We start from the raw sequence: 22,268 nt of genomic DNA, 5'->3' as shown, positions 1-22,268 counted from the left end.
TCGGGAAACCATCGCCCGGCCAGGATGGCGCAGTGGGGTCGGGGGACAGCGGGATCAGGCATGCGTACCGCCAGTGCGGCACCGGGCGACACAGGTGCGACAGTTCGTCTATCTGAGCTCCTTGGGGCTTTGTCCTTCGCGCTCGATCTCACGGAAGGGCAACCGATCGGCCATTGCGCGAGAGCCACGTGGATCGGCCTCGAGATCGGCCGGCGCATGGGCTTGGATGAAACCGAGCTGCGCGATCTCTACTACACCGTTCTCCTCAAGGACCTCGGGTGCTCGAGCAACGCGGCGCGCATTTGCGAGCTGTATCTCGCCGACGACCTCGCCTTCAAACGCGATTTCAAGACGCTCGGCACCAGTCTCCCCAAGGTGCTCGGCTTCGTCCTGTCGCATACCGGTCGCAGTTCGCCGCTCGGCGATCGCCTGCGCGCCATCCTCCATATCGCGCGCAACGGGGGAACGGTCGCCGAGGACCTGATCCGGACGCGATGCGATCGGGGCGCGGCGATCGCGGCCGCCCTGCGCTTTTCCGAAACGGTGAGTGCCGGCATCCGTTCGCTGGACGAGCACTGGAGCGGCGGCGGCAAGCCCGAGGGCTTGGCAGGCGCGGCCATTCCGGTGTTCGCGCGCATCGCCCTTCTGTCGCAGATCGTGGACGTGTTCCATACGGCCGCCGGCCCGGCAGCGGCGCTGGAGGAGGCCCGGGCACGCGCGGGAAGCTGGTTCGACCCCGCCGCCGTCGCCTGCCTGGAGGCTGCCGCGGCGCAGGACGGCTTCTGGACCGCCCTCGCCGACGCCGATCTGCCGGCGCGCGTGTTCGCCCTAGAGCCCGGCCAGAACAATCTCCACGCCGACGAGGACTATCTCGACGACATCGCCCGCGCCTTTGCCGAGATCGTCGATGCCAAGAGCCCATTCACGTCGGGCCATTCGGCGCGCGTGGCCGTCTATGCCGAGATGATCGCCGCCGAACTCGGCCATGGTGCCCCGCACCGCCGCTGGCTGCGGCGGGCCGCGCTCCTGCATGATCTCGGCAAGCTCGGCGTATCCAACGCGGTGCTCGACAAGAACGGCAACCTGGACGAGGACGAGTGGCGGCAGGTGCGCGCCCATGCCGAGCTGTCGGAACGCATCCTTGCCCGGGTTCCGGCCTTTCGGGACATGGCGCGGATCGGCGGCGCCCATCACGAGCGGCTGGACGGGGGCGGGTATCCCAACGGGCTGAAGGGCGACGCCATCGATCTCGACACCCGCATCGTCACGGTGGCCGACGTCTTCGACGCGCTCACCGCCGACCGCCCCTATCGCTCGGCGATGCCGGCAGTGGACGCCCTCGCGCTGATGGAACGCGAGGTGGGCACCGCCTTCGATCCCGTCTGCCTCGCGGCCTTGGCCCGCGTCGCCCTGCGCATCGAGAGCGACCTGTCGCGCGCCGCCTGATCGCGGCTCAGACCTCGTCGGGCGACTGCAGTTCGGTGAGCTGCGCCTCCAGCCGGCAGCGCAACCCGGCCGGCGCGTAATCGATCGCGACGGAGCCGCTGGTCGAACCCGGCAACCCCATCTCGATCAGTCGTGTGCCGAAGCCCTTGTGCTGCGGCGGTGCCACGGGCGGGCCGCCCGCTTCGGACCAGAGGAGGTCGAGGATGGGCTGGCCTTCGGTCTCGCCGAGCGCCCACGTCACCGAGACGATGCCGCCCGGCACGGACAGGGCGCCGTATTTCACCGCGTTGGTCGCGAGTTCGTGTCCGACCAGCGCCAGGGCCAGCGCGGCCTTCGGGCCGATCATGACCGCCGGGCCGCGGAGCACGATCCGCTCGTCCGGGTCGTGGGGCGAGACCGCCGCGCGCAGGATCGCCTCGACCGAGCCGGCGTCGCGGCGCCCGGCGAGGAGGATGTCGTGCGCCTGCGACAGGGTGCGGATCCGCTGGCTCAGGCTGGCGCGCGCGGTCGCAAGGTCGGGCGCGCCGCGCAAGGTCTGGGTGGCGATCGACTGGACCACCGCCAGCGTGTTCTTGAGCCGGTGCGCCAGCTCGTGGTTGAGGAGGGTGCGTTGCGCGTCGTCGCGTTTGCGGTCCTCGATGTCGCTGACGGTCACCACCGCCGCCACCGTTCGCCCGCGCGCATCCTTGACGGCGCTGCCCTTCACCTCGATCCACCGGCTGCCGTTCTCGGGCAGGGTGATCCGCATCTCCTGGGAGGCGGCGTCGGCCTTGCCCGAGACGATGCGCGCCAAGGGATGCTCGTCGGTCGCCAGGGGCCTTCCGTCTTCGTCGACGCCGAGGAAGAGGCCGCCTGCCTCCGTCGGAAGCGGCCCGCCGCCCAGCCCCAGAAGATCGGCGAGACGCCGGTTGGCGACCAGGAGGCGGCCCGACGGCGCTTCTGCGAGGAGCACGCCGATCGGTATGCTTTCCACCAGAGTGCGGACCCTCGCTTCGTTGTTGCGAAGTGCCTCCTCCTGCTCGATCCTGTCGCTGACCTCGAGGAAGATCACGGTGAAGCGATCATCGCCGAGAGGGCGCACGATGCCTTCGTACCAGCGCCCGAGGGTGCCGACGCGCCGCGTGAAGCGGTGGGACTGCCCCGTCTCGACCGCGACGGCGAAGTCGTCGATCCACTCCGCCTCGATCTGCGGAAGCACCTGGCGAATGCTGCGCCCGATCACGGTTCCCTCGGGGATGCCCGTCAGCGTGTACCAGGCGCGGTTGACCTCCTCGTAGACCCAGTCCACCACCCGGCCCTCGGCATCGCGCACCACGCGGCCGAGGATGAAGGCCTCTTCCAACTGCTCGAAGATCGTGCGCCAGCGTGCGTCCGACAGCCGCTCGGTCATCGCGCCCATCACGAGTCCGGCCGCCGACGACAGGCGCTCGAGGTCGCCGTCGGACCAGGCGCGCGGCTGGCTGTCGATGGCGGCGAGCGCGCCCACGACCTCGCCGCCGGGCAGGCGGAGCGGCACGCCGAGATAGGCCACTACCCCCAAAGCCTCGATGGCGCCGTTGTGGCAGAAATCCGGGTCCAGCCGGGCGTCCGGCACCACGGCCGGCGCACCTTCCTCCACGACGTGCCGGCAGAAGGACAGATCGAGCGGCGTTTCGCCCCGGCCGGCCCAAGGCTCGCCGAGGCCGGGGCTCGCCGCGAAGAACTGCCGGTCGCTGCCAACCAGCGTCACCAAGGCGACCGGCACGCCGAGCATCACCCGGACATGCTCGGCGATCAGCGTGAACTGCCGCTCGCCCGTGCGTTCCAGCAGGCCGCTGCGCATCAGGGCATGGACGCGAGCATCGCTCCGTCGCTGGGGCGATGCCGCTTCGAACGGCGTGTCGGGTCGGGTCTCGTTCATCGGCCGATTCTGAAGCTGCAAGTCGCCGAAACTAGAAATCGCCGGCGACTTGAACAGGGGCGGGACACGCCCCGCCGTCCCGCAAGCGCGACGCAGCGGCTTTCCGGCCACAGTGTCCCCGGGCATCCGCTCCCTGATTCCCGGAGGTCGAGCAACTCATTTCTCCTTGATCGCCTCCATGGCGACGTTGGTCGAGGTGCTCGCGACATGGGGCAGATTCGAGATCACCTCGCCGAGGACCTGCCGGTAGCGGCGGATGTCGCGCGTGCGCACCTTCAGGAGATAGTCGAAGCGGCCGGCGATGAGGTGGCACTCCTCCACCTCGCGGATCCGCTTCACCGCGGCGTTGAAGGCATGGAGCGCGTCCTCGCCCGTCGACGACAGCTTCACCTCGGTGAAGGCGACGTGTTCCAACCCGATGCGCGTCGGATTGATGACGGCCTTGAACCCGTCGATGACCCCGCTTTCCACCAGACGCCGGAAGCGGATCTGGCAGGGCGTCTTCGACAGGCCGACGCGTGCGGCGAGCTCCGTCACCGAGATGCGCCCGTTCTCCGCGAGGACGTCGAGCATCTTGCGATCGAAGGCGTCCAGATCGCTTAGTTTCTTGTCGTCCATGGGTCGTTCGTCCTGAAACGAGGCTCGCGAACGATCCATACGGACTATCGCGAGCCCGACACAAGACGGAACGCTGGCGCGCGAGGGGATATGGTAGCGCCACGTCCTCTCCCGCCCCGGAGCCCGCCGATGTCCGCCACGCTCGATCGTCCCGTCACGACCGATTCCGCCACTGCCGCGCCCTTCACGCGCTTCGCTCCGCCGGTGTCGGAGCCGACGCCGCTTCGCGCCGCGATCACGGCGGCCTATCGCCGGCCGGAGACAGAGTGCCTGCCGCCGCTCGTCGATGCGGCGCGATTGCCCGAGACCCTGCGCGAGCCGGTGGCACGCACCGCCCGCCGGCTGATCGAGGCGCTGCGCGCCAAGCACAAGGGCACGGGCGTGGAAGGGTTGGTGCGGGAATACTCGCTGTCGAGCCAGGAGGGCGTCGCTCTCATGTGCCTCGCCGAGGCGCTGCTGCGCATTCCCGACACCGCGACGCGCGATGCGCTGATCCGCGACAAGATCGCCGACGGGGACTGGAAGTCGCATGTCGGCGGCGGGCGCTCGCTCTTCGTCAATGCTGCGACCTGGGGTCTCGTGGTCACCGGCAAGCTGACCGCCACGGTCAGCGACCGTTCGCTCTCGGCGGCGCTGACGCGCCTCATCGCGCGGGCCGGCGAGCCGGTGATCCGGCGCGGCGTCGACATGGCCATGCGCATGATGGGCGAGCAGTTCGTCACCGGCGAGACGATCGAGGAGGCGCTGAAGCGCTCCAAGCCCCTCGAGGCACGGGGCTTCCGCTATTCCTACGACATGCTGGGCGAGGCGGCGACCACGGCCGCCGACGCCGAGCGCTACCGTCGCGACTACGAAAACGCGATCCATGCCATCGGCAAGGCGTCGGCGGGGCGCGGCGTCTACGAGGGCCCCGGCATCTCGATCAAGCTTTCGGCGCTCCATCCGCGCTACAGCCGCGCCCAGGCGGACCGTGTCATGTCGGAACTCCTGCCGCGCGTGCAGGCCCTCGCCGTTCTCGCCAAGGCTTACGACATCGGCCTCAACATCGACGCCGAGGAAGCCGACCGGCTGGAGCTTTCGCTCGACCTCCTGGAAGCGCTCAGCCTCGATCCGGCGCTGGCGGGCTGGCAGGGCCTCGGCTTCGTGCTCCAGGCTTACGGCAAGCGCTGCTCCTTCGCGATCGACTGGATCGTGGACCTCGCCCGGCGCTCGGATCGGCGCATCATGGTGCGCCTTGTGAAGGGCGCCTACTGGGATGCCGAGATCAAGCGGGCGCAGGTGGACGGGCTGCCGGGGTTCCCGGTCTACACGCGCAAGGTCCATACCGACGTCGCCTATGTCGCCTGCGCCAGGAAGCTGCTCGCCGCCGGTGGTGCGGTGTTCCCGCAGTTCGCAACCCACAACGCGCAGACCCTGGCCGCGATCTACCACCTCGCCGGCCCGGACTTCGCGGCGGACGCCTACGAGTTCCAGTGCCTGCACGGCATGGGCGAGCCGCTCTACGACGAGGTCGTCGGCTCGCAGAAGCTCGGCCGCCCGGCACGCATCTACGCGCCCGTCGGAACGCACGAGACGCTGCTCGCCTATCTCGTGCGCCGGCTCCTGGAGAACGGTGCCAATTCCTCCTTCGTCAACCGCATCTCGGACCCCAAGGTGTCGATCGAGGCGCTGATCGCCGATCCGGCCGAACTCGTCGCCGCCGAGGGCGTGATCGGTGCCCAGCACGAGGGCATCGCTGCCCCCGCCGACCTGTTCGGAACGGAGCGGATCAATTCACGCGGGCTCGACCTGTCGGACGAGAGCGTACTGGCCCGCCTGTCGCGCGAACTGTCCGAGACCGTCGACGCGCCCGTTTCGGCCCATCCCCTCGTGGCGACCGGTGCGCAGGGCGGCGATGCGCGCCCTGTTCGGAACCCGGCCGACGGGCGCGACACGGTGGGCCATGTCGCGGACCTTCCCGTGGAGGCGGCGGGCGCCGTCGTGCGGGCCGCCGCCAAGGGCGGGCCTGCCTGGGCTGCGCTGCCGACGGCGTCTCGTTCCGCCTGCCTCGAGCGTGCCGCCGATCTCATGGAGGCGCGGATCGGCGCGCTGATGGGAACCGTGATGCGCGAGGCCGGCAAGACCGCCGCCAACGCGGTGGGCGAGGTGCGCGAGGCGGTGGACTTCCTGCGCTACTACGCGAGGGAAGCGCGCTCCGGGCTCGGCCCCGCTCATGCGCCGATCGGGCCGGTCGTCTGCATCAGCCCCTGGAACTTCCCGCTCGCGATCTTCACCGGCCAGGTCGCGGCCGCGCTCGTCGCGGGCAATCCGGTGATCGCAAAGCCTGCCGAGGAAACGCCTCTCATCGCCTACCAGGCGGTCCGCATCCTCCACGAGGCCGGCGTTCCCGCGGCGGCGCTCCAGTTCGCGCCGGGCGACGGACGGCTCGGAGCGGCGCTCGTCGGCGCGCCCGAGACGGCGGGCGTCATGTTCACCGGCTCGACCGAGGTCGCGCGCCTGATCCAGGCCCAGCTCGCGAGCCGGGTCTCGGCGGAGGGCAGGCCGATCCCGCTGGTCGCGGAAACCGGCGGACAGAACGCGATGATCGTCGATTCCTCCGCGCTCGCCGAACAGGTGGTCGCCGACGTCATCGCCTCCGCCTTCGATTCCGCCGGTCAGCGCTGCTCGGCGCTGCGTGTCCTCTGCCTGCAGGAAGACATTGCCGACCGGACGCTCGCCATGCTGAAGGGCGCGATGCGCGAGCTGGCGCTCGGCCGCACGGACCGCCTCGCCGTCGATGTCGGTCCCGTCATCTCGAAGGAGGCGCGCGCCGGAATCGAGGCGCATGTGGAGCGCATGCGCGGCCTCGGCCTCAAGGTCGAACGCCTCGATCTGCCGCAGGACGCTGCCCACGGCACCTTCGTCGCCCCGACCCTGATCGAGATCCGCGACCTGTCGGAACTCAAGCGCGAGGTGTTCGGCCCGGTGCTGCACGTGCTGCGCTATTATCGCGACGATCTCGACGCGCTGGTGGATGCGATCAACGCCACCGGCTACGGGCTGACCTTCGGCCTCCATACCCGGCTCGACGAGACGGTGGCGCATGTGACGAGCCGCGTGCGCGCCGGCAATCTCTATGTCAACCGCAACGTCATCGGCGCCGTGGTCGGTGTCCAGCCCTTCGGCGGGCGAGGTCTTTCGGGCACGGGGCCGAAGGCCGGCGGACCGCTCTATCTCGGCCGTCTCGTCGCCCGTGCGCCGGTGCCGATGCACGAGGGGATGCCGCACACGGACGAGGCGCTCATGGACTACGCCCGCTGGCTGGAGGAGCGCGGCCATAGCCAGGACGGCGCCGCCGCGCGCGAGATGGCGGAGCGCTCCGGCGTCGGCCTCGTGCGCGAACTCCCGGGCCCCGTGGGCGAGACCAACCTCTACGGGCTCCATCCGCGCGGTCGCGTGCTGCTCGTGCCGGAAACGGAGGGAGGGCTGCGCCGCTTGCTCGCCGCAACGCTTGCCACCGGCAACACGGCCGTGGTGGACGAGACGGCGGGCCTGGAGGGGGCGCTGCGCGATCTGCCGGCGAGCGTCGCCGCCCGCGTCTCCCGCACGGCGGACTGGGCGAAGAGCGGACCGTTCGCGGGCGCGCTGGTGGAAGGCGATGGTGCTCGCGTGCGAGAGCTGAACACGTGCATCGCCGCCCTCGATGGGCCGCTGGTGCTGGTTCAGGCGGCGACGACGCAGGCTCTGGCGAGCGATCCGGAGGCGATCTGCCTGAGCTGGCTGGTGGAGGAGGTCTCGACCTCCGTCAACACGGCGGCCGCCGGCGGCAATGCCAGCCTGATGACGATCGGCTGATGCGACGGTGGGGCTGGAAGCGCGGCTTTCAGCCCATCTTCGCCGACGCGTAGCCGCCCGGCGAAGCGGGAAAGACCACGGTGCGGTCGCCGTTCAGGAAGGCGCGGTGGTGGATATGGGCGTGGATGGCGCGCGACAGGACCTGCGCCTCGACGTCGCGTCCGATCGAGACGTAGTCCGCCGCCGACTGGGCATGGGTGACGCGCGCGACGTCCTGCTCGATGATCGGGCCCTCGTCGAGATCGGCGGTGACGTAGTGCGCCGTCGCCCCGATCAGCTTCACGCCCCGCGCATAGGCCTGGCTGTAGGGTGCGGCCCCCTTGAAGCTCGGCAGGAACGAGTGGTGGATGTTGATGATCCGCCCCGACATCGCCTGGCACATCGCATCGGACAGCACCTGCATGTAGCGGGCGAGCACGATCAGCTCGGTGCCGGCCCCTGTCGCGATCTCCAGGATGCGCGCCTCGGCCTGCGGCTTGTTCGCCTTCGTCACCGGCACGTGGTGGAAGGGGATGTCGTGGTTCACCACGAGCTTCTGGTAGTCGAGATGGTTGGAGACGACGCCGACGATGTCGATCGGCAGCGCCCCGATGCGCCAGCGGTAGAGGATGTCGTTGAGGCAGTGGCCGAAGCGCGAGACCATGAGGAGGACCTTGGCCGGCACCGCCGTGTCGAAGATCTCGTAGGCCATGGAGAAGGGCGCGGCGACCGGGGCGAACCCCTCGCGCAGCGCATCGAGACCGACGCCTTCCTCCGAGCGGAAGCCGACCCGCATGAAGAAGCGGCCGGCGTCCATGTCGTCGAACTGGGCGCTGTCGATGATGTTGCAGCCCTGTCCCGCCAGATAGGTCGAGATCGCGGCCACGATGCCGCGCGATGTCGGGCAGGTCACCGTCAGGACAAACTGCTGCATGGGATCGTTCACGGCGCTCTGGAGGGTCGGGCGGTCCGGCATCGGGACAGTCGAAGCACGGGGGCTGGGGCAAGCGGGGGCCGAGTGGCTCCGGTCGTCAGCTGTCCATCTTCAGGGCGGCGATGAAGGCTTCCTGCGGGATGTCCACCTTGCCGAACTGGCGCATGCGCTTCTTGCCCTCCTTCTGCTTGTCGAGGAGCTTGCGCTTGCGCGAGGCGTCGCCGCCGTAGCACTTGGCGGTCACGTCCTTGCGCAGGGCCGAGATCGTCTCGCGCGCCACCACCTTGCCGCCAATCGCCGCCTGGATCGGGATCTTGAAGAGGTGGTTGGGGATCAGCTCCTTCAGCTTCTCGCACATGGCGCGGCCGCGCTTCTCCGCCTGCATGCGGTGGACGAGCATGGAGAGCGCGTCGACCGGCTCGGCGTTGACGAGGATCGAGAGCTTCACGAGGTCGCCCTCGCGATAGTCGGCGAGCTGGTAGTCGAAGGAGGCGTAGCCCTTGGAGATCGACTTCAGACGGTCGTAGAAGTCGAACACCACCTCGTTGAGCGGCAGCTCGTAGGTCACCATCGCGCGCTTGCCGACATAGGAGAGGTCGACCTGGATGCCGCGCCGCTCCTGGCAGAGCGTCAGGATGTTGCCGAGATAGTCGTCGGGGGTGAGGATCGTCGCCTTGATCCAGGGCTCGTAGATCGCCTCGATCTGCATCGTGTCCGGCATGTCGGCCGGGTTGTGCAGCATCACGGTCTCGCCGTTGCGCATCCGGATCTCGTAGACCACCGAAGGGGCGGTCGCGATGAGATCGAGGTCGAACTCGCGCGACAGGCGCTCCTGGATGATCTCGAGATGCAGGAGCCCGAGGAAGCCGCAGCGGAAGCCGAAGCCGAGCGCGGCGGAGGATTCCATCTCGAACGAGAAGCTCGCGTCGTTGAGGCGCAGCTTGCCCATCGCCGCGCGCAGGTCGTCGAAGGCGGCGGCATCGGTCGGGAACAGACCGCAGAACACGACGGGCTGAGCCGGCTGGAAGCCCGGCAGCATTTCAGCCGTTGGGCGCTTGTCCTCGGTGATCGTATCGCCGACGCGGGTATCGGCGACCTCCTTGATGGAGGCGGTGATGAAGCCGATCTCGCCGGGGCCGAGGGCCTCCATGTTGATCATCTTGGGCGTGAAGACGCCGACCCGGTCGACCGGGTACTTGGCGTCCGTGCCCATCATGCGGATGGTCTGGCCGCGCTTCAACTCGCCGTCGATGACGCGCACGAGCACGACGACGCCGAGATAGGCGTCGTACCAGGAATCGACCAGCATCGCCTTCAGAGGCGCGGCGCGATCGCCGGTTTTCGGCGCCGGCAGGCGCTTCACGATCGCTTCCAGCACGTCCTCGATGCCGAGGCCGGATTTGGCCGAGATCAGGACGGCGTCGGAGGAATCGATGCCGATGACCTCCTCGATCTGCTCCTTCACCTTGTCGGGCTCGGCGGCGGGCAGGTCGATCTTGTTGAGGACCGGCACGATCTCGAGATTGTTGTCGAGGGCGAGATAGACGTTGGCGAGCGTCTGTGCCTCGACGCCCTGCGCGGCGTCCACCACCAGGAGCGCGCCCTCGCAGGCCGAGAGCGAGCGCGACACCTCGTAGGCGAAGTCGACGTGCCCCGGCGTGTCGATGAGGTTGAGGACGTAGGTCTCGCCGTCCTTGGCGGGATAGGTCAGGCGCACGGTCTGCGCCTTGATGGTGATCCCGCGCTCCTTCTCGATATCCATGTTATCGAGAACCTGCTCCTTGCCCGCCATCTCGCGCGCGTCGAGCCCTCCCGTCAGCTGGATCAGCCGGTCGGCGAGCGTCGATTTGCCATGGTCGATATGGGCGACGATGGAGAAGTTGCGGATGCGGGAAAGAGGCGTCTGGCTCATGACAGACGCCTATAAGGCTTTGCGGGGCGGACGGGAATGGGGTTTTACGCCTTCCGTCCGGTTCGGGCGAGCCGTCAGGCTCCGTCGCCGCGGGCCACGCGCCCGCCGCGCCGTTCGCCGAAGAAGAAGGGACGAAGGCGCACGCCCACCGTGTTGCCCGCGAAGGCCGCCGCGAGCCACAGCCAGCCGTGCAGCGAGCCGCTCGCGATGCCGGAGAAGTAGGCTCCGATGTTGCAGCCATAGGCGATGCGCGCGCCGTAGCCGAGAAGGAGGCCGCCGACGACCGCCGCCAGCAGCGAGCGCAGCGGGATGCGCAGGCTCGGCGCGAAGCGGCCGGCGAGGCTCGCCGCCAGCATGGCGCCCGCCACGATCCCGAAGTCCATCACCGATGTGACGTCGGCGAAGACGCTGTTCGCCAGCGCCTTGGCGTTGCCGGGCGTCTGCCAGTAGGCCCAAGCGGCAGGATTGAAGCCGATCGCCTCGGCACCCTTGGCTCCCCACAGCGCGAAGGCCGAGGTGATGCCCCAGGGGCGGCCGGCGAGCGCCAGCGTCACGAAATTGAGGACGGCGAGCGCCAGCGCGCCGGCCAGGAGCGGCCAGGGTCCGCGCGCGAAACGGGCAAGGCCCCGGGTCGTCGGCTGCGCCTCGGTCTCCAGTGCGCCGTGGCGGCGGCGCTCGGCCCACACCGTCAAGGCGGCGATCGCGGCGAAGAGCGCGAGCGAGACGGCGATGCCGGGAGCCACGCCCAACGTCTTCACCAACGAGACCGGCTGGATCGAGGGGAGGGCCAGCCACCAGTCGAAATGCACCGTGGCGAGCACCGAGCCGACGACGAAGAAGAACAGCGTCACCAGCATGCGCGCATTGCCGCCGCCGGCCGTGAACAGTGTGCCCGATGCACAGCCGCCGCCCATCTGCATGCCGATGCCGAACAGGAAGGCGCCCACCACGACACCCGTGGAAAGGGGCGAGACGTTGCCCGACACCTCGTGACCGAACAGCGTGCCGGCGCCGAGCGCCGGAAAGAACAGGACGACGGCGAGCGCCAGCATCGCCATCTGCGCGCGCAGGCCCCGCCCGCGTCGCTCGAGGATGAAGACGCGCCAGGCCGAGGTGAAGCCGAAGGCGGCGTGGTAGAGGGTCAGCCCCAGCGCGCCGCCCAGAAGCAGCAGCGCGCCTTGGAGCGGCCCATAGGCGAGCCCGAGGGCGAGGCTGCCGAGAAGAAGCGCGGCCAGCGCGGCGAGGCCCGGGCCGCCCGGCAGGGCCGTGGGCGCGGGGCGGAGGGTGGCATCGGTCATGGCGGGCACTCCGGGCGCGATCTCGAGGGATCGGCCATGCGTCGTTCATGTGAGAAGAACCGGAATGTAAGTTCCGCATATCAATCACGCGAGCGATGGATGTGTGTTTTACCAGTGGAAAGCGGATAGGTTTTGCGCGGCATCCGGTTCACGCGGATGCGTCGGGGATCCCGGTGCCATTCTCGCGGTTCGGCGCGGCCGGTCGTCGTCCCAAGCCGCTGAAGAAGCGCAGGAGATAGCCGTCGGGGTCGATCACGACGAACTGGCGATTTCCCGCTTCCTCCTGGCCTTGCCGATACCAGCGTTCCTCCAGCGGCAGGTGGATCGTCAGGCCGGCGATCACGGCGCGGCCGTAGAGTGCATCGACATCGGGTATCTCGATCTGAAGGTTCATCCCGCGCCCGAACGGGTACGCGAGCGGCGCGGTCCGGAAGCGACGTCCCGGACCTTCCGCTTCCTCGATCATCAGGTGGACGGCGCCACGCGTCAGGTACGCGAAGCGCTCCTCCGGGCGTTCGGCGGCCGCCACGAAGCCCAGGCCTTTGATATAGAACCGAAGCGAGACGTCGAGATCGGCGACGCCGAGTTCAGGGACGATCGGTGGAGCGTTCCGCATGCCCCAGCGTAGCGCATCGCGCGACGCATGGCTTGTCCGCCGCCGCAGGTCGCGGCAAGCGTCTCAGCCCGGCCGCGCGCCGGCGATGGCGGCGGTCATCCCGCTCCGTGAACGACCTCGCCGAGGCCAAGCCATCGTGCGAGGAGATGGAGTTCGACCTCCAGCGCCTGGCGCGTGTCGGCCGGTGCGTCCGGTTCGAGGTGCAGGGCGGGAACCAGGAGCCTGGACCTCGCGCGGTCGGCCTTGAGGTCGACGCGCGCGGCGAGGCGGTCGCCGTGGAGAAAGGGAAGCACGTAGTAGCCGTGCTGCCGCAGGGCCGCCGGCACGTAGATCTCGATCCGGTAGCGGAAGCCGAACAGGCGCTCGGCGCGAGCGCGTTCCCACACCAGCGGATCGAACGGGGTCAGCAGCGCCGAGGCGGCGATGCGGCGCGGGGCTTTGGCTTGCGGGTGCAGATAGGCCGCAGGCCAGCCGGGCACCGCGACGGGAAGGAGCGCGCCGGCCTCCACCAGTTCCGCCACCGCGAGCCGCGTCTCGGCCGGCCCCAGGCGAAAGTAGTCCTTCAACTCCCCCAGCGTGGCGATGCCGAGCGCACGGGCGGAGCGCTCCACCAGCAGGCGATGGGCATGCCCTTCGTCCAAGGTCGGCAGCGCGAGGATCTCGGCGGGGATCACGCGTTCGGGCAGGTCGTAGACGCGCTCGAAGGAGCGCCGGCGCGTCCTCGTCGTCAGGTGGCCGGCATAGAAGAGCCACTCCAGCATGCGCTTGGGCTCGGACCATTCCCACCAGCCGGTGCGGCCCTTTTCGAAGTCGGACGCGCCGAGCGGGCCTTCCTGCCGGATGCGGTCGAGGATCGCCATCGCCTCCGCCCGGCGCGGCCCGGCGAAGGCGCGCATTCCGGCATAGCCCGCCCCGCCCCGGTCGGCGCGCGCCATACGCCAGCGCAGCGCCGGATGAAGGTCGAGCGGCAGAAGCGATGCCTCGTGCGCCCAGTATTCGAAGACGCGCCGCTGCGACGGGCGGCCCCAGGCGTCGCGATCGAGAAGCGCGGTGTCGTAGGCGCCGAGGCGCGAGAAGGCCGGCAGATAGTGCGCCCGCGCCACGACGTTCACGCTGTCGATCTGGTGCAGGCCCAGACGGTCGAGGTTGCGGCGCAGGTGCTGGCCGCCTGCGCGCTCCGGCCTGGCCTTCCCGAACCCCTGCGCGGCGAGCGCGATGCGGCGGGCCTCCGCGGGCGACAGGGAAAGCGTCACGGGGTGTGCTCCAGAAGGGCACGTTCGGCCTCGGTGAGGGGACGCACCGCGCCCTTGGGCAGGTCGCCAAGCTGGAGATCGCCGATCGCGACGCGCACGAGGCGCAGCGTCTCGGCACCCAGCGCCGCCAGCAGCCGGCGGATGTGCCGGTTGCGGCCCTCTTCGAGCACGATCTCCAGCCAGGCGTTTCGCGCGCCTTCGCGCAGGGCCTTCGCGGAGCGCACGCCGAGCCACTCGCCCCGATCCTCGACGCCGGCTCGGACCCCCGCCAGCAGCGCCTCGTCCGCCGGCCGGTCGATCTGCACGTGGTAGGTCTTCGGAACGTGCGAGGCGGGATCGAGCAGAGCCTGCCCGAACGCCGTGTCGTTGGTAAGGAGAAGAAGACCCTCGCTCGCCTTGTCGAGGCGGCCGACCGGCGAGACGTGGGGCAGGTCGAGGCCCTCCAGGCAGCGATAGATGGTGTCGCGCCCCTCCGGGTCGTCGCGGGTCGTCACGAGGCCGCGCGGCTTGTTGAGCATCAAGGTGACCGGCGCCTCGGCCTTGACCGTCCGGCCGTCCACCTCGATCCGTGCGGTGGAGGCGAAGGTGCGGTGCTCGGGGTCGCGGATGATGCGCCCATCCACGCTCACGCGCCCCTCGCGCACCAGCGCCTCGCCCTGCGTGCGCGAACAGTGGCCAAGCTTGGACAGGACACGCGCGAGGCCGTGGCCGCGCTCCGGAGGCGAGGCTCCGGCCTGCCCGCGACCGCTTCGGGATCGGAAGGGGGATCGTTCCTTGTGTGGCATCGTGAGGTCCGGCGCACCCGGCGATCGGGTGCCCCTCCTTGCGACGGCGGCAAGCGGCATGCAAGCCCTCAGGCCGGCGCGGGCTCGGGCGGCGCGGCCGGGTCGGGGGCTTTTGCGGCCAGGGCCCAGAGCCGGCCGATGCGGGCGGCGAAGGCATCGGGCATCTCGGCGAGCAGCCGCCCGCAGATTTCGGCCGCCCCGGCACGCAGTTCGGCCTGGTGCCGGTCGAGGAGGGCCAGCACCACGTCGAGATCGGCCCGCGCGCCGAACGAGCGCGGGTCCGCCAGCATCTCGGTGTGGAGAACCGCGTAGTCGTGGTCGCGTCCGAGCGCCTCGGCTGCGCGATCGGCTTCCTCGCGCAAGGGGGCAAGGACCGAGGGCCAGAGGTCTTCCAGAAGCTTCAGGTGCATGCCGAGATACTTGATGCGCTTGCGCAGGTCGTGGAAATCCTCCGCGTGGCCGCTGGCGAGCGCCGCCTTCAGATCGCGCCGCGCACGGCGGTAGTTCGCCTCGATCGCGGCGACGATCCGCTCGCGGTTGCGCGAGGACTTGCGTCCGAGCACCAGGGCGTCTAGCGCCAAGCGCCCTTCCTTCAGGCCCTTCAGCGCTTCCGACGCCATGTCCTCCGGGCTGCCCTGCGCATCGATCGCCGCCTGCCGCTTGAGTTCCAGCGCGGTGCGCACGACGGCGAAGGAGGACGTCGCCACCTCGCCCTCGAAGCGCTTCTCCAACCCGTCCAGCGCCTCGATCAGTGCCGTGCGATCGCGAACGCCGGACAGGGTGCGCCCGGCCTCGCGATAGCGCGCGTTTTCGGCATCGGCGAAGGAGGGGGCGGCCTCGCGCAACAGGCGCACGAGGCCGCGAAGCTTCTTGAAGCGCTTGCGCGCCTCGTGCACGCCTTCGTGCCGTTCCTCTTCGCCGCCCGACAGGTCGCGGACGGCCTTGTCGATCTGTTCTTGAGCCGCGCGCCGGAGGGCGGCGTCGACAGGCACGCGGGGATCGATGCGGTAGGCCATTGTTTCCTCTGTGACCGGCGGGCCGCAGACCCAACTAGAGCGTCTCAGGCGACTGTGTACGCCGAAAGCGCCTCCGCCGTTTCCGCCGATCATGTCGATCGCCATCGAGCGAACGGCGTATGGTCGGCAGCCGGCCTTTACTCCGGGCGCCCGTTGGAGGCGAGCCAGGCGTTGCTGTAGCGCTCGTCCCGGGTCACCTCCGTCCCGATCCAGTCCGGCAGGTCGACGGGATGGCCGATGGCGGGCAACTCGATCTCGGCCATCACGAGGGGCGCCAGCGCACCGGCGAAGACGTCGACTTCGACGGTGAGATCCCCGAGCGGCACCAGATGGCGGCGCTTCTCGATCACGACGCCGACGCGCGCGGCTTCGAGCTCGGCCGCATCGGCGTCGGGGATCGGATATTCGTACTCGCCGCGCGCGTCGCCCACGCCTGTCTTGACGGTGATCATGGCGGGCCGCCCCTCGCGCACCCGGACGCGTACGCTCAGCCCCTCCCGGATCGCCAGATAGAACTGGCGGACCAGGGTTCCCTCGTCCGCCTGGCCGCGCCAGGCGTCGCTGCGGATCAGGAACTTGCGCTCGATCTCGGTGCCCATGACGGGAAGGATCGGGCGGCCGGGCGATCCGTCAAGCGCGGCTCAGTCGTCCTCGACGAAGACCTCCTTGCGCTTGTTGCGGATCGAGGGCAGGAGCGCGAAGACGACGCAGGCGAGGCCGAGCGCCAGCAGCGAGGCGGAGATCGGCCGCTCCAGGAACACCATGGCGTTGCCGCGCGAGATGATCATGGCGCGGCGCAGGTGCTCCTCGAGAAGCGGCCCCAGCACGAAGCCGAGCAGCAGCGGCGCCGGCTCGCAGCCGAGGCGGATGAGGACATATCCAAGGACGCCGAAGACGCCGATCGCATAGACGTCGAACGGGTTGTTGTTGATCGAGTAGCAGCCGATGGCGGCGAACAGCACGATGGCGGGGAAGAGGATGCGGTAGGGGATCGTCAGCATCTTCACCCAGATGCCGATCAGCGGCAGGTTCAGGATGACGAGGAGGACGTTGCCGATCCACATCGACGCGATGATGCCCCAGAAGAGGGCGGGCTGCGTGTTGATGACGTTGGGGCCGGGCGTGATGCCCTGGAGGATGAAGGCGCCGACGATCAGCGCCATCACCGGATGGGCGGGGATGCCGAGGGTCAGGAGCGGGATGAACGAGGTCTGGGCGGCCGCGTTGTTGGCGCTTTCGGGACCCGCGACGCCCTGGATCGCCCCCTTGCCGAACTCCGACTTGTCCTTGGCGAGGTTCTTTTCCATCGAGTAGGAGGCGAAGGACGACAGGACGTGGCCGCCGCCGGGCAGCACGCCGAGGATGGAGCCGAGCGCGGTGCCGCGCAGGACCGGACCGACGATGCGGCGGAAGTCGTCTTTCGTGAGCCAGAGGCCGGCCACCTTCTTGACGCCCACCTCGCGCGTCGTCTCGTTCTCGAGATTGCGGAAGATCTCGGCGACACCGAAGACGCCGACCGCGATCGAGACGAAGTTGATGCCCTGGTAGAGCTCGAGCTGGCCGAAGGTGAAGCGCGGCGTGCCGGTGTAGATGTCCTGGCCCACCGTTCCGAGCAAGAGGCCCAGCAGGATCATCGCGAGCGCCTTCACGATGGAGCCGTGGGCGAGCGAGATCGAGACGAGGAGCCCGAGAACGATGAGGGCGAAATATTCGGGTGCGCCGAACTGAAGGGCGACGCGCGCAAGCGGTGGGGCGGCGATGGCGAGCAGCAGCGTCGCGACCGAACCGGCGAAGAAGGAGCCGAGCGCGGCCGTGGCGAGCGCGGTGCCGGCTCGCCCCTGTCTTGCCATCTGGTAGCCGTCGATCGCCGTCACCGCCGAGGAACTTTCGCCCGGCAGGTTGATGAGGATCGCGGTCGTCGAGCCGCCGTACTGGGCGCCGTAGTAGATGCCCGACAGCATGATCAGCGCCGTCACCGGCGAGAAGGTGAAGGTGATCGGCAAGAGCATCGCGATGGTCGCCGTCGGCCCGATGCCGGGCAGGACGCCGACCAGGGTGCCCAGAAGCACGCCGACGAAGCACCAGAAGACGTTGACGGGGGTGAGCGCCGTCTCGAAGCCGAGGGCGAGATGGGACAGGAGTTCCATGGAGCGCGCCTCAGGAGAAGGTCAGGAGGGGGCCGAAGGTCGGCAGGGTGATGCCGAGGCCGACCTTGAAGACCAGCCAGCACAGGGCCGACATGCAGAGCGCGATGGAGAGCGCCGAGACGACGGTGTTGCGCGCCGAGGCGAGCGCCACGATCGCCGTGCCGATGAACACCACCGGCACGAGGCCGAGGAGCGATCCGAACTCGCCGAAGATCACGAGGGCGGCGAGGATCAGCAAGATCCCCTTCCAGGGAACCGGCGTTCGTTCGACCCGCTCGTCCTTCTTCATCCCCGAGACGATGATCGCGATCCCGAGGATGGCCAGGAGGATGGCGAGCGTCATGGGAATGAAGCCCGGTCCCATGCGGATGGCCCGGCCCATGTCGTAGTTCGACGCTTCGAAGGCGAAGCCGGCGGCGATCGCGACGAAGATCAGTCCCGCGATCAGGTCGCGATGCGATTTCACGCCTTCGGATGCATGCATGCGGATGGTCCCCCCGAACCCTGTGGTAGGCCTGCGGACCGGCCGGCGGTTTCAGCCGCGACCGGTCCTTTCAACGATGGACGGGCGCGAGCGTCAGTCGGCGTAGGTGCCGGCCGCCTGGATGATCGGGCGCCAGAGCTCGATCTGGGAGGTCAGCTGGTTCTGGAGCGAGGCGGGCGTGGCTTCCTCGGCGGTCGCCGGCGCGGTGCCGAGCTCGGCGAAGCGCGCCTTCACCGTTTCGTCGGCGAGCGCCTTCTGCAGCGCGCCTTCCAGCTTGGCGACGATCGCCGGGTCCGTGCCCGCCGGTGCGTAGAGCCCGTGCCAGACGCCGATCTGCAACTTGTCGAGCCCGGCCTCCTTCGTGGTCGGCAGGTCGGGGAGGGAGGCGAGGCGTTCGGGCGAGGTCACCGCATAGGCCTTCACTTCGCCGGCCTTGATCTGGTTGGTCGTGTTGGTGGTCTGGTCGCACAGGAGATCCACCTGGCTGCCGACGATGTCGGTCATGGCCGGCGCGGCGCCCTGGTAGGGCACGGTGATCATCTGCACGCCGACCGCTTCCTGGAGAAGCATGCCGCACAGGTGCGAGGCCGAGCCGATGCCGGCATGGGCATAGGTCGTGTCGGCGCCGTTCTCCTTGAGGTAGGCGACGAGGCTGGCCGCATCGGTCGGCTCGAAATCCTTGCGCGCCACGATCGTCATCGGCACGGAGGTCACCTGGCCGATCGGGGCGAAGGCCTTCAGCGGGTCGAAGGCGAGCTGACGGTAGAGGGTCGGAGCCGTCGACATGCCGATATGATGCAGAAGCAGCGTGTAGCCGTCGGGCTTCGCCTGGGCCACCTGACCGGCGCCGAGCGTTCCGCCGGCACCGCCGACGTTCTGCACCAGCACCTGCTGGCCGAGTTCCGCCGTCATGGTCTGGGCGATCAGCCGGGTGACGGTGTCGGTCGGGCCGCCGGCGGAGAAGGGCACCACGATCGTGATCGGCTGGGTGGGATAGTCGGCCTGGGCCGAGGCCGTGGACGCAGCGGCGAGAACGGCGATCGAGGCCAGGAGCCCCTTCCAAATCGGCGACATGATTCCTCCCAGAATGTCGGAGCGCCAAAAATCATGACGCTGCCGTGAACTGCATAGGATTCCGGCCCGCTTGTCCAGTCGTGTTCCCGGGTCGCTCCACCGGAGTTGTGATCGAAGCCCTGCGGTCGAACACTATACTGTTATGTCGGCACTCAAACGGAAGCCTGCCGAAGTGTCGGGGCGCGAAGTGGGCAGATTAAGTCAGACGAATATTCGCTTGCGACGAAAGGGTGGGGCAGAGGTTGCGGCGAGAGCGGCGCTGCATCTCTCTCAATGTCTTGCGACATGGGAGTGCCGTCATGCGCGCAAGAAAAAACCCTGCGGCCGAAACGGCGCAGGGTTCGATCATGTCGATGCTTGTCGTCCCGTTCCGCCAGTTCATCCGTGGTCGAAGCGGGGCGACGAGGAAAGTTCTGGCATTCGAAGCCTGTGCGAGACTGAACGCCTGCTTTCGAAAAAGGGTCACCCGCCGACGGATCGGCGGGAGGGTCGGGATCGGCGGGTCTCTCGTGGAGCCGCGTCGCCCGGAGCGGGGCTCAGAGAGCCTTGAGGTTCTGCGCCGCGAGCTTGCCCGTCTTGCGGTCGGCGACGAGCTCGAAGCTGACCTTCTGGCCGTCGGCCAGGCCATCGAGGCCCGAGCGCTGCACCGCCGTGATGTGCACGAAGGCGTCCTGGCCGCCATCGTCGGGGGCGATGAAGCCGAAGCCCTTGTCGGAGTTAAACCATTTCACGGTTCCCGTAGCCATGGGACACCTTTCTACGCAAGCGTTCGTCGGCGGCCTGTCGGCGCGCTCCAGTTTCGAGTATCGCGATGAAACGGAGTGGAACTGGCACCGCGCGAGCGGCACAGGGCCCAGGCGTCCGGCCATCTTTCGACCATTCCGATATGCCCTCGCCGAACCGAAAAGGCAAGTCGGCGTTAGATCTTTCCGCGTCCGGGGGTGCAAACTGCGTGCAGGCATGTGCGCCTGTGCCGCAGGATCTTATTTGGCCACCCAAGCATTCCCGGCACGATGATCGACCTATCCCGCCTCCCAGAGCTTTCATTCGGTGTTGCGAGCGTCCACTGCCGCCCTTGCGGGGAGCGACTGCGGCGGCCGTCCGATGCCCGTTCGATCCGTGAACCGTCGCGATCGGCGGTCTCATGCTGACCCGCGAGATGCCGGCGCAGGATCCCGACGTCGCCGTCTCGAGCCGACCTGGTGCGCTGCCGCTCGAATCCTACGCCGCGCTCGGCGACGGACGCAGCGTGGCGCTGGTCGGCCTCGACGGGTCGATCGACTGGTGGTGCGTTCCCAACATGAATTCGGCGCCGATGCTGGACCGGGTGCTGGACGAGGCGCGCGGCGGCTACTTCTCCCTGACGCCGCTGGGACCCTACACGGCGACGCGGGCCTATCGGCCGGACTCCAACGTCCTCGAGACCGTGTTCGAGACACCCGCCGGTCGTGCTCGTCTGGTGGAGGCCCTCAACAGTGGTTCGGGCGGGCGCCTGCCCTGGTGCGAACTCGCGCGCCGCGTGGAGGGACTGGAGGGCGACGTCACGTTCGAGATGCGCCTCGTGTTCGGCACCCATGCCGACACGATCTGCCCGTTCCTCTTCACCAACGCCAATGCCACGACCTTTCACGCGGGATCCGTGATCGGCCTTCTGCGCACCAGCGACGGCGTGCACATCGAGGAGGAGGACGACGGCGAGATCCGGGGGCGGGTGACCGTTTCGGCCGGCGCGCGCGAGGTGGTCGCCATTCTCGCGGGCGAGGACGAGCCGCTGGTGGTCGATTCGCCCGAGCGGATCGATGCGCGCATCGACGTCACGGACGAGGAATGGCGGCAGTGGTGTGCGGGCATCGAGTTCCAGGGCAGCTATCGTCCGGCGGTGATGCGCAGCGCGCTGGCGCTCAAGCTCCTTCTCTACTCCCCGACCGGTGCGATCGCGGCCGCCGCGACGACCTCGTTGCCCGAGGGCATCGGCGGCAACAAGAACTACGACTACCGCTATGCCTGGGTGCGCGACGCCTCCTACACGATCAAGGCCTTCCTGCGGATCGGCGCCATGGCGGAGGCCAAGGGCGCCTTCACCTGGCTCATCAAGCGTCTCGCCGAGCACGGCGCGCTGGTGTGCTACACGCTGGAAGGCGGCAAGCTCGACAAGGAAGAGGTCGTGATCGACCTGCCGGGTTACCGCGACAGCCGTCCGGTGCGGCGCGGCAACCAGGCAGCGGGCCAGCATCAGCACGGGATCTACGGCGACATCTTCGAGACCGCGGCGCGCTTCGTGGCGGGCGGGCACGTGCTCGACCCCAACAGCGCCTCCGTGCTCGCCGGCGTCGCGGATCGTTGCGCCGAGACCTGGCGGCAGCCCGACAGCGGGATCTGGGAGCTCTCGGAACGCCGCCACTACACGATGTCCAAGATCAGCGCCTGGCAGGCCCTGGCGCGGGCCGTGGAACTGGCAGACGGCGGCCATATCCCCGCCACCTGCCGCGAGCGCTGGGCGCGATCCCGTGACCGGATCGCGCAGTGGGTCGATGCCAACTGCTGGTCCGAGCGCCAGCAGGCCTATGTCATGGTGCCGGGCGGGGACGAACTCGACGCCTCGCTGGCGCTCGCGGTGCGGTTCGGCTTCGACGGGCGCGACCGGCTGGAAAAGACGCTGCGGGCGCTGGACGGCAAGCTGCGAAGCGGTCTCTTCCACTACCGCTATCACGGGGTCGAGAACGACGAGGGCTGCTTTCTCGCCTGCACCTTCTGGATCATCGAGGGCCTCGCGCTGCTCGGCCACCGGGACGAGGCGCGCCTGCGGCTCGACGAGGTGCTGGCGGCGCTGGGAGAACGGGGCACGGGCATCCTCGCCGAGATGGTCGACCCCGCTACGCTCGCCTATCTCGGCAACATGCCCCAGGGTCTCAGCCACCTCGCATTGATCCAGGCGGCGGCGACCGTGGACGGGTGCGAGCTGTAAAAAGCCG

At 69.1% G+C, this 22,268-nt stretch carries 17 protein-coding genes; 3 read left to right on the top strand and 14 right to left on the bottom strand.

Annotated elements, in window-relative coordinates:
• Window positions 1–60 precede the first annotated feature (60 nt).
• Window positions 61–1,446, top strand: a complete 1,386-nt coding sequence (locus AUL34_RS03335) for an HD-GYP domain-containing protein (protein WP_061931171.1) — start codon at window positions 61–63, stop codon at window positions 1,444–1,446.
• 7 nt (window positions 1,447–1,453) lie between these two features.
• On the opposite strand, the gene AUL34_RS03330 is transcribed toward AUL34_RS03335, so the two are convergent.
• Window positions 1,454–3,346 (bottom strand): HWE histidine kinase domain-containing protein, encoded by a 1,893-nt coding sequence (locus tag AUL34_RS03330; protein ID WP_061931168.1) that lies wholly within the window; start codon window positions 3,344–3,346, stop codon window positions 1,454–1,456.
• A 156-nt stretch (window positions 3,347–3,502) separates the two neighbouring features.
• Entirely contained in the window at window positions 3,503–3,964 is a 462-nt protein-coding gene (locus AUL34_RS03325; RefSeq protein WP_061931196.1) for an Lrp/AsnC family transcriptional regulator, read from the bottom strand.
• A gap of 129 nt (window positions 3,965–4,093) precedes the next feature.
• On the opposite strand from AUL34_RS03325, the gene putA reads away from it, so the two are divergent.
• A complete protein-coding gene (gene putA / locus AUL34_RS03320) occupies window positions 4,094–7,798 on the top strand; it encodes a trifunctional transcriptional regulator/proline dehydrogenase/L-glutamate gamma-semialdehyde dehydrogenase (protein WP_061931165.1) in 3,705 nt (1,234 codons plus the stop codon).
• A gap of 28 nt (window positions 7,799–7,826) precedes the next feature.
• Here the strand turns inward: putA and purU are convergent, their stop codons facing one another.
• From purU to AUL34_RS03260, 12 genes are all read right to left on the bottom strand, one after another.
• Window positions 7,827–8,711: a formyltetrahydrofolate deformylase gene (gene purU, locus AUL34_RS03315; protein ID WP_061931193.1), complete on the bottom strand. Its 885-nt coding sequence runs from the start codon at window positions 8,709–8,711 to the stop codon at window positions 7,827–7,829.
• Window positions 8,712–8,808: 97 nt separating this feature from the next.
• Complete coding sequence (lepA, locus tag AUL34_RS03310; RefSeq protein WP_061931162.1) at window positions 8,809–10,623, bottom strand: translation elongation factor 4; 1,815 nt, start codon at window positions 10,621–10,623, stop codon at window positions 8,809–8,811.
• A 74-nt stretch (window positions 10,624–10,697) separates the two neighbouring features.
• On the bottom strand, window positions 10,698–11,921 hold the full coding sequence (locus AUL34_RS03305; RefSeq protein WP_061931160.1) for a YeeE/YedE family protein: 1,224 nt from the start codon (window positions 11,919–11,921) through the stop codon (window positions 10,698–10,700).
• 148 nt (window positions 11,922–12,069) lie between these two features.
• Window positions 12,070–12,537, bottom strand: coding sequence for a VOC family protein (locus tag AUL34_RS03300; RefSeq protein ID WP_061931157.1), 468 nt, complete (start codon window positions 12,535–12,537; stop codon window positions 12,070–12,072).
• A 95-nt stretch (window positions 12,538–12,632) separates the two neighbouring features.
• On the bottom strand, window positions 12,633–13,790 hold the full coding sequence (locus tag AUL34_RS03295) for a winged helix-turn-helix domain-containing protein (RefSeq protein ID WP_061931154.1): 1,158 nt from the start codon (window positions 13,788–13,790) through the stop codon (window positions 12,633–12,635).
• A complete protein-coding gene (locus AUL34_RS03290) occupies window positions 13,787–14,575 on the bottom strand; it encodes a pseudouridine synthase (RefSeq protein ID WP_061931151.1) in 789 nt (262 codons plus the stop codon). Before AUL34_RS03290 ends, AUL34_RS03295 begins: the two co-directional genes overlap by 4 nt.
• A 68-nt stretch (window positions 14,576–14,643) precedes the next feature.
• Complete coding sequence (locus tag AUL34_RS03285; RefSeq protein ID WP_061931148.1) at window positions 14,644–15,591, bottom strand: CHAD domain-containing protein; 948 nt, start codon at window positions 15,589–15,591, stop codon at window positions 14,644–14,646.
• A gap of 137 nt (window positions 15,592–15,728) precedes the next feature.
• Window positions 15,729–16,190 (bottom strand): CYTH domain-containing protein, encoded by a 462-nt coding sequence (locus tag AUL34_RS03280; RefSeq protein ID WP_061931145.1) that lies wholly within the window; start codon window positions 16,188–16,190, stop codon window positions 15,729–15,731.
• 42 nt (window positions 16,191–16,232) lie between these two features.
• Window positions 16,233–17,738 carry a tripartite tricarboxylate transporter permease gene (locus AUL34_RS03275; protein ID WP_061931142.1) on the bottom strand — a complete coding sequence of 502 codons (1,506 nt, stop codon included), beginning with the start codon at window positions 17,736–17,738 and terminating at the stop codon, window positions 16,233–16,235.
• Between the two features lie 10 nt (window positions 17,739–17,748).
• Window positions 17,749–18,222, bottom strand: a complete 474-nt coding sequence (locus AUL34_RS03270; protein WP_061931140.1) for a tripartite tricarboxylate transporter TctB family protein — start codon at window positions 18,220–18,222, stop codon at window positions 17,749–17,751.
• A gap of 93 nt (window positions 18,223–18,315) precedes the next feature.
• Window positions 18,316–19,296 carry a tripartite tricarboxylate transporter substrate-binding protein gene (locus AUL34_RS03265; protein WP_061931137.1) on the bottom strand — a complete coding sequence of 327 codons (981 nt, stop codon included), beginning with the start codon at window positions 19,294–19,296 and terminating at the stop codon, window positions 18,316–18,318.
• A 536-nt stretch (window positions 19,297–19,832) separates the two neighbouring features.
• Window positions 19,833–20,042 carry a cold-shock protein gene (locus AUL34_RS03260; RefSeq protein ID WP_061931134.1) on the bottom strand — a complete coding sequence of 70 codons (210 nt, stop codon included), beginning with the start codon at window positions 20,040–20,042 and terminating at the stop codon, window positions 19,833–19,835.
• A gap of 398 nt (window positions 20,043–20,440) precedes the next feature.
• On the opposite strand from AUL34_RS03260, the gene AUL34_RS03255 reads away from it, so the two are divergent.
• The gene (locus tag AUL34_RS03255; protein ID WP_082653127.1) at window positions 20,441–22,261 is read left to right on the top strand and encodes a glycoside hydrolase family 15 protein; all 1,821 of its coding nucleotides are present in this window, start codon (window positions 20,441–20,443) and stop codon (window positions 22,259–22,261) included.
• Window positions 22,262–22,268 lie beyond the last annotated feature (7 nt).

Origin of the sequence: Aureimonas sp. AU22, from assembly GCF_001463745.1 — a bacterium.
In the GTDB taxonomy this organism is placed as follows: domain Bacteria; phylum Pseudomonadota; class Alphaproteobacteria; order Rhizobiales; family Rhizobiaceae; genus Aureimonas.
The sequence above is the reverse complement of the archived record's forward strand: the minus strand, read 5'-3'. Positions and strand labels throughout refer to the sequence as shown.